Origin of the sequence: Microbacterium sp. NPDC077644, assembly GCF_040702785.1 — a bacterium.
GTDB lineage: Bacteria > Actinomycetota > Actinomycetes > Actinomycetales > Microbacteriaceae > Microbacterium.
In genome coordinates this window covers 699,719-712,157 of sequence record NZ_JBFBME010000001.1, presented here as the reverse complement: position 1 = coordinate 712,157, position 12,439 = coordinate 699,719, and the positions used below count along the sequence as shown (strand labels likewise).

The 12,439-nt window shown below is 69.0% G+C and carries 11 protein-coding genes; 4 read left to right on the top strand and 7 right to left on the bottom strand.

Features of this window, described 5'->3' with window-relative positions; genetic code table 11:
• Positions 1-7: 7 nt before the first annotated feature.
• A complete protein-coding gene (locus AB0269_RS03385) occupies positions 8-778 on the bottom strand; it encodes an isocitrate lyase/phosphoenolpyruvate mutase family protein (protein ID WP_366209819.1) in 771 nt (256 codons plus the stop codon).
• Between the two features lie 53 nt (positions 779-831).
• Here AB0269_RS03385 and AB0269_RS03380 point away from each other — a divergent pair, with 53 nt between their 5' ends.
• Positions 832-2,253 (top strand): RNB domain-containing ribonuclease, encoded by a 1,422-nt coding sequence (locus AB0269_RS03380; protein WP_366209818.1) that lies wholly within the window; start codon positions 832-834, stop codon positions 2,251-2,253.
• Positions 2,254-2,330: 77 nt separating this feature from the next.
• Positions 2,331-3,095 carry an aminoglycoside phosphotransferase family protein gene (locus AB0269_RS03375; RefSeq protein ID WP_366210493.1) on the top strand — a complete coding sequence of 255 codons (765 nt, stop codon included), beginning with the start codon at positions 2,331-2,333 and terminating at the stop codon, positions 3,093-3,095.
• Positions 3,096-3,116: 21 nt separating this feature from the next.
• Here AB0269_RS03375 and AB0269_RS03370 read toward each other — a convergent pair whose 3' ends face one another.
• Positions 3,117-4,019 carry a phosphotransferase gene (locus AB0269_RS03370; protein WP_366210492.1) on the bottom strand — a complete coding sequence of 301 codons (903 nt, stop codon included), beginning with the start codon at positions 4,017-4,019 and terminating at the stop codon, positions 3,117-3,119.
• A 33-nt stretch (positions 4,020-4,052) separates the two neighbouring features.
• Positions 4,053-4,667 carry an HAD-IA family hydrolase gene (locus AB0269_RS03365; protein WP_366209817.1) on the bottom strand — a complete coding sequence of 205 codons (615 nt, stop codon included), beginning with the start codon at positions 4,665-4,667 and terminating at the stop codon, positions 4,053-4,055.
• A 108-nt stretch (positions 4,668-4,775) separates the two neighbouring features.
• On the opposite strand from AB0269_RS03365, the gene AB0269_RS03360 reads away from it, so the two are divergent.
• On the top strand, positions 4,776-6,266 hold the full coding sequence (locus AB0269_RS03360) for a DUF222 domain-containing protein (protein ID WP_366209816.1): 1,491 nt from the start codon (positions 4,776-4,778) through the stop codon (positions 6,264-6,266).
• A 15-nt stretch (positions 6,267-6,281) separates the two neighbouring features.
• Here the strand turns inward: AB0269_RS03360 and AB0269_RS03355 are convergent, their stop codons facing one another.
• A complete protein-coding gene (locus AB0269_RS03355) occupies positions 6,282-7,142 on the bottom strand; it encodes a hypothetical protein (protein ID WP_366209815.1) in 861 nt (286 codons plus the stop codon).
• The gene (gene ispG, locus AB0269_RS03350) at positions 7,142-8,293 is read right to left on the bottom strand and encodes a flavodoxin-dependent (E)-4-hydroxy-3-methylbut-2-enyl-diphosphate synthase (RefSeq protein WP_366209814.1); all 1,152 of its coding nucleotides are present in this window, start codon (positions 8,291-8,293) and stop codon (positions 7,142-7,144) included. Before ispG ends, AB0269_RS03355 begins: the two co-directional genes overlap by 1 nt.
• Before the next feature lie 178 nt (positions 8,294-8,471).
• Here ispG and AB0269_RS03345 point away from each other — a divergent pair, with 178 nt between their 5' ends.
• A complete protein-coding gene (locus AB0269_RS03345) occupies positions 8,472-10,358 on the top strand; it encodes a chorismate-binding protein (protein WP_366209812.1) in 1,887 nt (628 codons plus the stop codon).
• Between the two features lie 90 nt (positions 10,359-10,448).
• On the opposite strand, the gene AB0269_RS03340 is transcribed toward AB0269_RS03345, so the two are convergent.
• Positions 10,449-11,759 (bottom strand): site-2 protease family protein, encoded by a 1,311-nt coding sequence (locus AB0269_RS03340; RefSeq protein ID WP_366209811.1) that lies wholly within the window; start codon positions 11,757-11,759, stop codon positions 10,449-10,451.
• A 9-nt stretch (positions 11,760-11,768) separates the two neighbouring features.
• Entirely contained in the window at positions 11,769-12,239 is a 471-nt protein-coding gene (locus tag AB0269_RS03335) for a hypothetical protein (RefSeq protein WP_366209810.1), read from the bottom strand.
• Positions 12,240-12,439 lie beyond the last annotated feature (200 nt).

Here is a 12,439-nt window from a genome sequence, read left to right as displayed (position 1 = left end):
AGGGACTCTAGTTGAGCGCGCGCGTCCCTTCCGGGATCACGCCGTCGGCGTACAGGCTCTTCGCGACATCCTGCACGGCGGTCAGCCCGACGCGCTGGATCATCGGCCCGTACGAGATGCGGGCGACGCCGAGGGCCTCGTATTCGGCGGCCGTGAGCGCACCGGGCAGACCGATGACGCTGATCTTGCCGCGCCCGATGCCCTCGACGAGCTGGGTGGTGACGTCGGCGTTCAGGATGCCGGGTACGAACACGCACGTCGCGCCGGCGTCGAGGAAGGCGCGGCCGCGCTCGATGGCGTCGTCGATGCTCTCCTCGAGAGGGCGGTCGCCGCCTCGGACGAACGCATCGGTGCGGGCGTTGAGGGCGAACGGGACGCCCTCGGCCTCGCCGGCCTTCACGATCGCCTCGACGACGGCGACGGACTCGGCGAGCGGCTTCAGGCGGTCCTCGACGTTCGCGCCGACGACGCCGGCACCGATCGCGAGGCGGGTGGTCTCGCCCGCGTCGCCGTACGCGTCGTCGAGGTCGGCACTGACCGGAAGGTCGGTGGATGCCGCGATGCGGCCGACCATGTCGATCATGACCTCGCGCGGGATCTCACCGTCGGCGTAGCCGAAGGTCGCGGCGATCGAGTGCCCGGCGGTGGCGATGGCGGTGGTCTCGGGGAGTGCGGCGACGGCCTGGGCTGAGACGACGTCCCAGATGTTGACGACCCGGAGGATCTCGGGTGCCTGGTAGAGCGAACGGAGCGTGTTTGCCTTCTCTGCAGCGGTCATGATCTCACGCTAACGCTCATCGCGGATGTCAGGGGCGGAAGTAGGGTGAATCCATGCCTCAGCGTCGATCACATGTCGCCCCGTCCGCCGTGCAGAGCGAGCTCGCCGAGGCGCTGGTCGCGCTCAGGTCCTCGCTGGATGCGCCGACGGAGTTCTCGCCGGAGGCGGTCGCCGAGGCATCCGCCGTCACTCCCCATGCGCCGGAGCTCGACCTGCGCGACGTCGAATTCGTCACTCTGGACCCGGAAGGGTCGAAGGACTTGGATCAGGCGTTCCACCTCGCCCGTGACGGGTCGGGCTTCGCGGTGCGCTACGCGATCGCCGATGTGCCCGCGTTCGTGCAACCCGGCGGCGCGCTGGATGCCGCTGCCCGTGAGCGCGGACAGACCCTGTACGCGGCGGACGGCCGGATTCCGCTGCATCCTGCGCAGCTCAGTGAGGACCGCGCATCACTGCTGCCCGGCGTGGACCGACCGGCACTGGTGTGGACTTTCGCCCTCTCGTCGTCGGGCGAGGTCACCGAGTTCCGGCTCGAGCGCGCGCTGATCCGTTCGCGGGCCCAGCTCGACTACGTGAGCACGCAGAAGGCTCTGGATGCCGGTGAGGAGTCACCGGCCGCCCTGCTGCCCGTGATCGGCGCCCTGCGCCTGCAGCAGGAGGCGGCACGCGGAGGGGCGAGCCTGAACATGCCCGACGAGGAGGTCGTGCAACGCGAGGACGGTTCGTACTCGATCGAGCGTCGCAGTCCCCTGCCTGTCGAGGAGTGGAACGCGCAGCTGTCGCTCATGACGGGGATGGCCGCCGCATCGCTCATGGTCGACGCGAAGGTGGGGGTGCTGCGGACGATGCCCGAGCCGGATGCCGCGGCGTTCGACGCGTTCCGCCGGCAGACCGAGGCGTTGGGACGGCCGTGGACGACCGGAGAGTACGGGGAGTTCCTGCGCGGCCTGGACCGGACCGATCCACTCACACTGCCCGTGCTCCAGGCGGCCGCTTCGCTTTTCCGCGGCGCCGGGTACGTCACGTTCGACGGCAGTGTTCCCTCCGACATCGAGCAGGCGGCGATCGCCGCGCCGTACGCGCACGCCACCGCTCCCCTGCGGCGCCTCGTTGATCGGTGGTCTCTGGCCATCTGCCTCGGCCTCTCGGACGGCTCTGGTGCCCCGGCGTGGGCCAGGGAATCGCTGACGGAGCTGCCGGATCTCATGCAGGTCTCCAGCCAACGGGCGTCGCGGCTCAACGCCGACACGGTCAACTGCGTCGAGGCCGCATTGCTGCAGCCGCTTGTCGGTCTGAAGGTTGAGGCGACGGTGATCGAGATCCGAAACGGCGGCGAGCGCGCCGGCATCCAGATCGCGGAGCCCGCGGTCACGGCATCCGCGCCCGTTCCCGCCGGGGCGAAGCCCGGCCAGGCGATCACGCTGCGCGTCGTGTCGACCGACATCGGGAAGGGCGAGGTGGAGTTCGCGCTGTGAGCGGATGGGTCCGCCTCACGCCCGCCCAGCAGGCTTGGGTTCGTTCACGGATCGGCGACGCGGAGCTCGTGAGCGACATGTCGTGGAATCTTGTCGGATCGATCGTGCTCCACGTCCGGGCGGGCGCGGAACACCTCGTCGTGAAGGCGGGCGATGCCGACAATCATCACATCGCCCGCGAGATCGGAGCGCATCCGACGTTCACCGCTCGACTCGTCGCATCCGGGCATGCCGCGCGGCTGCGCGACGCCGATGAGGCGTTGCGTGTGATGATCCTCGACCATCTTCCGGGGAGGCTGCTCGAAGGCACCGATGCCGAGCACAGCCCGGCAGCCCACGAGCAGGCGGGCCGGCTCCTGCGTGAGCTGCACAGTCAGCAGGCGCAGGACGTCGGCGACTACTGGGGCAGAACGATCGCCAGGGCGCTGTCGTGGCTCGACAAGCCGAATCGCGTGGCTCCGGACGCCGCGATCGAGGCCCGGCGCATCCTGCACCGTGCGTCCGCCGCCTCGGCCACGGTCGTCCCCACGCACGGGGACTGGCAGCCGCGGAACTGGCTCATCGATCACGGCACCGTGCGCGTCATCGATTTCGGCCGATTCGGATTCCGTCCCGCCGCGACGGATCTGACCCGCCTCTCCGCGCAGCAGTGGCGCGACCGGCCGGACCTGGAAGCAGCGTTCTTCGCGGGTTATGGTGCCGATCCGCGCGATCCCGACGAGTGGAGGCTGGAGCGCCTGCAGGAAGCGATCGGAACGGCGTGCTGGGCTTTCCAGGTCGGCGATGCGGAGTTCGAGGCTCAGGGTCATCGGATGCTCGCGGAGATCCTGGTCGAGTTCTGAGGTCCGCTCCGTGCGCGATCCTCAAGGCGCGCTGATCTCCACGTCGTCCAGGAGCCGTCGCAGCGTGCTCCGGCCGAGCATGCTCATCGCCGGGTTGGACCGGGCGTAGTACCAGACCAGTCCCATCGACTGTTGGAAGGCCCACGCGGCGCCGCGACGCCATTCGAGTTCGCCGCACCTCAGTCCGTCGCGCATCACCGCGCGCGCGTCCGCGTCCAGCAGGTGCCACGCGACGACCAGGTCGAGTGATGGGTCCGCCGGTCCGAAGCCTCCGCCGTCGAGGAGCCCGCACAGCCGCGCCTCGTCGAGCAGAAGGTTCGCGGGGATCAGGTCGCCGTGCGTCATCGCGAGGCCGGGCGCGTCGGGGAGGGCGCGCAACCGGCTCCACATGACGCGGAGTTCGGGCACGGGCAGCATCCCCTCGCTCTCGGCGAAGCACGTCGCCATCCACTCATCGGAATCCTGCAGGCATCCCCCGCGGCCCTCGCCGCTGAATGCGCGTCCGCGCATGTCCGCGCTGCGGAGAGCGGCGATGAGCTCGACGAGATCGTGGGCGAGTGCGCGGGAGTGCGCGGTGGCGTCGGGGGTTGCGACCTCGCCGGGGATCCAGGTCTGAATCGTCCACGGAAGCGGGTAGCCGCGTCCTGGAGCACCGATCGAGACCGGAACCGGCGACGGCACAGTAGCGACGGTGGCGAGTTCCTCGAGCGCCGCCATCTCGCGAACGAGCCTCCGCTCCATCTCCGGAGCGTCCGCGCGTTCGAGGGGGAACCGCGCGGCATACCCGTCGCCGATGCGGAAGATCGCGTTCACCGTGCCGACGCCCTGCACACGGCGCACAGGCATCTCCCTCCATGCCGGGAACTGCTCCGCCAGGAGTCCTCGGACGTCGGCCTCGCCGATCTCGAGCTGACCATCGTGCATCTTCACGCCCATGACGATAGTCACCGGGGCCGATCACTCGGCCAGGAACGCCTCGATCGCTGCGATCGTCGCGGTGTTGTCACGGTGCAGGACGGCGCGTATGCCACAGCTCTCGGCACCGCGCATCGGGCCTTCGTTGTCGTCGATGAACAGAACATCGGCGGCGGAGGCTCCCATGCGGGCCAGCGCGGCGAGATAGGCGCCGGGATCCGGCTTGGCCACCCCCTGCTCGTGGCTGTAGCAGATCGGGTCGAAGACCTCGGAGAAGCGGAAGCGCCGCTCCTCCTCTTCGCGCGCACCATCGCCGGAGTTGGACAGGATCGCGAGGCCCGCGCGGCCCTTCAGCGAACGAGCGTGCTCGAGGAGCTCGGTGTTCGCCTCGCCGCAGTAGGCGTCCCACAGTTGCGCACGCATCGAGTCGACCTCGGCGTCTTCGATCTCGAGCGCTGCGCCGAGTTTCTGCCAGTACTCGGTCGCGACTCCGCTCTGCAGCGTTGTGTCGGGAAGGTCGGCCCCGTCGAGGCGCGCACGGAACACGTCGACGGGCAGGCCGAGGCGGTCACTCCAGGCCTGCTCGAGCTGCTGCGGCCAGGTGTGATCATCGACGAGTTCGAGGACACCGCCGATGTCGTAGAGGATCCACTTCATCGGGGCACGGTAGCGCGGAACAGCGATGTTATCTATCCGTTACCTCAGATCACCTTGATCGGTATCGAAACTAGCTTCGAATGTCAGTGGTCCACGAGAGCATGGGGTATGGCCTTCTTCACCGAGATCACCGACGGGATCAGCGCGATGCGCGATCTCGTGGGCGACTGCGTGCAGGCCGATGATCTGCCCGCTCGCATCGGTGCGCTCGACGGCGACGCCGTGATCTCCGTTCTCCGGCAGGCGAATGAGATCGTGAAGGCGGTCGAGCAGGTGAGCCTCGTCGCATCCGGCATCGTCTCACGCCGCTCCAACCGCGAGGCCGGCCATTCCGGGCTCGCGCAGTCGAACGGGCACCGCAGTGCCGCCTCTCTCATCCAGGACATCACCGGAACATCACGAGCGGATGCCACGCGCCAGAGCCGCGTCGGCGAATCGCTGCTGGAACCCGAGGAGGCGCCGTTCGCAGACGACGAACTCCTCGCGGACGGTTCTGACACGTGCGCCAGCGACGCACCTCGCACTTCTGCTCGTTGGGACGATCCGTTGCGGACCGCCTTGTTCGGACGCGTCATCTCGCAACAGCAGCACGACGCGATCCTGCGCGGCCTGGACGAGCCGCCCACGCCAGAAGGGGCATCGGACGCCGTGCTCCTCGGGTTCCGCGAGGCATGGAGCGTCGCCGCCGAACAGCTCGTCGCGGAGGCCGCGCATCGCACGCTGGAGGAGCTCCGCGCCGCCGCGCGAACGATCCGCGACCAGCTCGACCCTGACGGGGCGGAGGCGCGCTTCCTCGAACGGCACGCTGCTCGCTCCTTCCGCATGTGGACCGAGCCGGACGGTCGCCATCGCGCTTCCGCAGTGCTGGACGATGACGGGTACCTGTGGCTGTCGACGATCCGGGACGCGGCGCTTCGTCCGCGACGCGGAGGCCCACGGTTCGTGGATGCCGATGAGCAGCGACGGGCGCAAGAGCTCGCCGACGACTCCCGGACGAACGATCAACTCGCCTATGACCTCGTGATGGACCTGTTGCGAACGGGCTCACTCGCCGACGCGGAAACAGTGTTCGGTACCCGCCAAGCCGGGGTCCGGCTCGTGCAGCCGGTCGACGCGAGCGGACAGGCCACGGGCCCCGTGCTCACCGAAGACGGCCTGCAGGCCATGCCCGACTCGTACGTCGAGCAGCGCATCTGCGACAGCGGGAGCACCCGCGTCACCGTCGACGGCTGCGGCAACCCGCTCGATGTGGGGCGCGAACATCGGCTCTTCACGCCGAAACAGCGGATAGCCCTCGCGATCCGCGATGGCGGATGCCGATGGAAGGGCTGCGACAGACCCGCCTCGTACTGCGAAGCGCACCATATCGACCCCTACTCCGAAGGCGGCAGAACCGACATCGACCGCGGAATCCTCCTCTGCCGATTCCACCACATGCAGTTGCACCACGGGCAGTGGCGGATCACGAGCGACCGCGAGGGCGAGTTCATCCTGAGACATCGCTCCGGTGAGGAACACGAGCTGAGACCGCGCCTCGCACTCGCCTACGCCTGGGCAGGAATCGAACCACCACCCAAGAGATTCCGACCAGCGGCGTGACGCGTCACGCTTTGACTACGCGCCGACAGCCGTCGTGGTCATCACGAGCGTCTGCGGATCGGTCAGCTCGAGCGTCACCGAGATCGATGCGAACTCCGTGAGCGAACGAGCATGCGTACCCCCGCACGGGATCACGGCGTCGCCGTCCGGCAACGCGCAATGCCAGCGACGGCGGTCGACGATCGTGGGACCGTCGGTCTCCACCAGGCTCGAAGCGCCCGAAGCCACCCACGCCGACAGCTGCGCGTTGATCGCGGCCTCCCGCTCGCTCAGCGTCGCCGCGAACGCCTCGGTGTCGAACCCGGCCTTGCGCAGGCTCTTGCCCAGGCGGTACTCGTCCACCGCGCCGTCCTCATGGATGCGGCTGCTCTGGTTTGCGCGACCCTCGAAGTCGGGGTTGCCCAGCGCATCCGCCCCGGCGTCCTTCCGCCAGAGATCCGCCACCGCGAGGTCCAGCGCGAGCGATGCGAGATGGCACGCCGTGTGACCGCGGCTGAGGCCGGCTCGCAGCTCCGCGTCCACCTCGAGGGAGACTTCCGCACCAGGTGTCAGCCAGGCCGGCGCCTCTGCATCGAGCACATGACCGACCAGCCAGGTCCATCCTTCGACGCCGCGCTTGACCGGGATGTCCGCACCGACCGCGAAAGCGCCATCGTCACTCACCGCCGCCATGACAGCCTCGACGACCGCGACGGATTCCTCACCGAGACGGATCGCACCGGCATCCCCCGGCTGATCCGGCCAGGTGTGATCCACGGGATGGAACGGCGTCGCATCCACGATCACGACAGCCCCGGCCTCGCTCGCGTGCACCGACGAGATGACGCTGTCCCCGACCACCGAACCGGCGGGGAACGTGACGACGGTCGCCGACATCAGGCCGTGATCACCTGAGCGGTACCGGGCTTCGCATCCGGGCCCATCTCCTCGGCGATGCGATTCGCCTCTTCGATGAGCGTCGCGACGATGTCAGCCTCCGGCACGGTCTTGATGACCTCGCCCTTGACGAAGATCTGACCCTTGCCGTTGCCGGATGCCACGCCCAGGTCGGCGTCGCGCGCCTCACCGGGCCCGTTCACGACGCATCCCATGACCGCGACGCGCAGCGGCACCGTCATGTCCTTCAGGCCCTCGGTCACCGAGTCGGCGAGCGTGTACACATCCACCTGGGCCCGGCCGCACGAGGGGCACGAGACGATCTCGAGCTTGCGCTCACGCAGGTTCAGGGACTGCAGGATCTGGTGGCCGACCTTGACCTCTTCCGCCGGCGGAGCTGACAGCGAGACGCGGATCGTGTCGCCGATGCCCTCGGACAGCAGGATGCCGAAAGCCGTGGCCGACTTGATCGTGCCCTGGAACGCGGGCCCGGCCTCGGTGACGCCGAGGTGCAGCGGCCAGTCACCGCGCTCGGCCAGCTGCCGGTACGCCTTCACCATGACGATCGGGTCGTTGTGCTTGACCGAGATCTTGAAATCGTGGAAGTCGTGCTCCTCGAACAGCGATGCCTCCCACACAGCGCTCTCCACGAGAGCCTCGGCCGTCGCCTTGCCGTACTTGGCGAGCAGCCGCTTGTCGAGAGAGCCGGCGTTCACGCCGATGCGGATCGAGACGCCGGCGGCCTTCGCCGCCTCGGCGATCTTGCCGACGTTGCCGTCGAACTCGCGGATGTTGCCCGGGTTCACGCGCACCGCACCGCATCCGGCGTCGATCGCCGTATAGATGTAGCGCGGCTGGAAGTGGATGTCGGCGATCACGGGGATCTGGCTCTTCATCGCGATGATCTTCAGCGCGTCCGCGTCGTCCTGATGCGGTACCGCCACGCGCACGATCTCGCAGCCGGATGCCGTCAGTTCGGCGATCTGCTGGAGTGTGGCGTTGATGTCCGTCGTCTTCGTCGTCGTCATCGACTGCACGCTCACAGGAGCGTTGCCGCCGACCAGCACCTTGCCGACGCTGATCTGACGCGACTTGCGACGGGGGCTCAGAACTTCGGGGACGCTCGGCATCCCAATGTTGACTGCAGGCACGACTCCAGGTTACGCGGCTCCGCCGGGCGAGGGCTGACAGCTGTGATAGTTTCACCGCATGCGAACAATCACCTGGTGGCCCGCCTCTTAGGCGGTGCGTTCGCAATACTCGAATCCAGACCGCCTCCGGGGCGGTCTTTTCGTATGTCCGAGCCGGAGCACTCCACAGGAGACATCGATGACCGAAAACCTGCTCGACGGCCTCGTACAGGACGCCGAAGCGTCTTTCGTGCTGATCGCCCGCGACGGCGCTGAGACCGTCGAACTGCTCACCGGCGACATCCTCGACGTCGACCTGCTCGCGGACATCCCGCTCACCGCCGACGGAACGCCTCGCGAGGTGTTCGCGATGGTCCCCTATCGCCAGGTGCGCGAACGCGGCTTCGATGCGGTGGACGACGGCACTCCGCTGCGCTGCCTCATCGTCGACGAGCACCGTCACTTCGATCGCGACGAGCTCCTTGACTCCCTCCCAACCGGCCCCGTGCCGCTCCGCGACGGCGGCTTCGACATCAGCGACGAGGAGTATGCCGAAGTCGTCTCCCGCGTGATCTCCGACGAGATCGGGCGCGGCGAAGGCGCGAACTTCGTCATCCGACGCGACTACACCGCAGCCGTCGACGAGGACGAGCGGCGGGCGGCGATCACCTGGTTCCGCGCCCTCCTCGAGCACGAACGAGGCGCCTACTGGACGTTCGCCGTCGTCACCCCGGGCCACATCGCCGTCGGCGCCAGCCCCGAGGCGCACGTCGTCGCCCGCGACGGCATCGTCACGATGAACCCGATCTCGGGCACCTTCCGCCACCCTGCCGGCGGCGCGACGAAGGAGACCCTCGTCGGCTTCCTCTCCTCCACCAAGGAGACCGAGGAGCTGTTCATGGTCGTCGACGAAGAGCTCAAGATGATGAGCGCCGTCTGCTCCGACGGCGGACGCATCACCGGCCCGCACCTGAAGCAGATGTCACGACTCACGCACACCGAGTACATGCTGCGCGGGCGCAGCCGCCTCGACCCGCGCGACATCCTGCGCGAGACGATGTTCGCCCCGACCGTCACCGGCTCCCCCATGCAGAACGCGTGCGCGGTGATCCGACGCCACGAGACGAGCCCCCGCGGCTACTACTCGGGCGTCGCCGCCCTGTTCACCCCGAACGACGACGGCGGACACGACGTGGACGCGCCGATCCTCATCCGCACCGTCTACCTCGAGGATGGCAGGCTCCGTGTCCCCGTCGGCGCCACGCTCGTGCGTCACTCCGACCCCTATGGCGAGGTGAGCGAGACGCACGGCAAGGCCGCCGGCGTCCTCGGCGCGATCGGCGCGATACCGCGCGACACGGTCGCGGAGGCCACCGCTGACCCCGACCAGCCGGATGCCGCCCCCGTGACACTCGCCGACGACCCCGAGGTCGCCCAGCTGCTCGCCTCGCGCAACTCGCGCCTGGCGGAGTTCTGGATCAACCCGCAGGGCGACGGCGCCACCGGCCCGTTCGCCGGTCGGAGCGCACTAATGATCGACGCAGAGGACCGCTTCACCACGATGCTCGCCCACCAGCTGCGACACCTCGGCCTGGACACCAGGATCGTGCCGTGGAGCGAGGTCGCCGACGCCGACATCGACGCCGCCGAGCTGCTCGTCGCCGGACCCGGCCCCGGCGACCCGCGGGACACGGAGTCTCCGCGCATCGCACGCATGCGCGAGCTCGTCGCCCGGCGCCTGGAGAGCGGTGCACCGCTGCTCGCGGTGTGCCTGAGCCATCAGATCCTCGCCGACAGCCTCGGCATCGAGCTCGCCCCGCTCGCCTCCCCGCACCAGGGGCTGCAGAAGACGGTCCCGATCTTCGGAGAGGACGCCTCGATCGGCTTCTACAACACGTTCACGGCCCGGGTCGCCCCAGGAACCGCTCGGGCAGGCGCAGCCGAGGTCTCCGCCGACGCCGCGACCGGCGACGTCTACGCCCTGCGCGGCGAGCATTTCGCGAGCGTGCAGGGACACCTCGAGTCGATCCTGTCCCGCGACGGCATCCGCACCCTGGAGCGCCTGGTCGAGCACGCGCTCAATTAGCGCGCGAGGTTTCGACTCGCTCCGCTCGCTCAACCCGTTTCGTCTCGCCTGCGGCTCGCTCAACGTCCCGCAGGAGTCGAGCCGGGGAGTTCACTGGAACAGGTTCACCGGGTTCACGACGTCGGCGATCATCAGCAGCGCCCCCATCGCGATCAGCACGACGGCGACGACCACGGTGAGCGGCACGAGCCGCGTGGCGTCCACGGGTGCGGGCGGCGGCCGCCGGAACAGTTTCGCCCACGCACGGCGGATGCCGTCCCACAGCGCCACGACGACGTGACCGCCGTCCAGCGGCAGCAGCGGGATGAGGTTGAAGACGAACAGGGCGATGTTCAGCGAGCCGAGCAGGCTCAGCAGCACCACGAACCGGTTCAGGATCGGGGCATCCGTGGCTGCCACCTCGCCGGCGAGACGGCCGACACCGACGACGCTGAGCGGGCCGTCCGGGTCGCGCTCGGTCCCGGTGAAGAGCGACACGCCGACGTCCCACAGCTTCACCGGCAGCTGCACGATCAGCTCGCCCACGCGGGCGACGTTCTGCCCCGCCAGCTCCACCCCTGTGCCGATCGGCTGCGGCACGAAACCCATCTGCGCGCTCATCCCGACGTACCCGACATCGGCGACGATCTGCTCGCCGTCCTCGTCCAGGCGCGGCTGCCCGCCGGCATCCGTCAGCGTGCGCTCGGCCGTGATCGGCGTGATCGAGAGGTGCACGTCCTCGCCGTCGCGGGAGACGACCATGTCGAGGGTCTTCCCCGGCGAGGCCTGGACGATCTGTGTGGCGTCGGCGAAGTCCGCGACCTGCTGATCGTCGATCGACACCAGCACGTCTCCGGGCAGGACACCCGCTTCGGCGGCGGGAGACGCAAGGTCGCCCGCCGCGCACTCGGTCTGCGTGGTGCCGGCCGGAAGGACGCACTCGGTCACCCCGGCGATCGTGGTGGTGCCCTGCTGCAGGCCGATCCCGGATGCGAGGACCGTGAAGATCACGACGGCCAGGATGAGGTTCATGACGGGTCCGCCGAGCATGACGATGATCCGCTTCCACACCGGCAGCCGGTAGAAGACCCGGTCCTCCGCACCGTCGGCGATCGTCTCGTCGTTCGCCGACCGCGCATCCTGCACGAGCGATGCGAACAGTCCGCGCACGGGCTTGCCGTCGGATGCCGGGTACATGCCCGACATCGAGATGAATCCGCCGACGGGCAGGGCTTTGAAGCCGTACTCCGTCTCACCGATCCTCTTCGACCACAGACGCGGCCCGAAGCCGATCATGTACTGCCCGACGCGGACGCCGAACAGCTTCGCCGGAACGAGGTGCCCGACCTCATGCAGGCCGATCGACAGCCCGAGACCGATCAGCATGAACACGATGCCGACGAGGTAGAGGAGGATTTCCACTCCCCAAAGCTACTGCCCGAGGCTTAGGAATCCGCCGCATATGCTGGAGGCGTGACCTCCCGGCAGCTGCGACTCATGCGCGGTGCCGGAGCATCCGCCGCCTCGACGATCATCGCGGCCGTCTCGCACACGCTCGGCGGCGGCGCGGCGCCCCATCCTCTGCTGGTGCTCGCGCTCCTCGTCTTCCTGACCCCGCTCGCGGCGCTGCTGGTCGGCCCGCGCGCGAGCCTTCGCCGGCTGAGCAGTGCGGTGCTCGTCGCGCAGAGCATCTTCCACGTCCTCTTCGTCGTCTTGAACGCGACCGCCGCGCCGTCGGACCTCGGCACGGGACATCACCACGCGCTCGTGCTCCCGGCGATCGCCGCCGCCGCGCCCGACGTCGCCCCGGATGCGGGGATGCTCGCGGCGCACTTGGTCGCCGCCGTCCTCACCGTGGCATGGCTGCGACGCGGCGAGAGTCTGATCCGTGCGGTCTTCCACTGGTCAGGGCGGTCCTGCACCGCCGCGCACCCCGCCTGCATGCGCGCTGGCCGGTCCCGGCATCCGTCGCCCGCACGGCCCGTGTCTTCGTCTCCGCGATTCTCGCGGGTGATCTCGCCCTTCGCGGCCCTCCGGCCTTCTCCCGCGTCTGACCCACCACCCGGCAGGCCGGGCGCACACGTGCCATCCATTCATCGCGA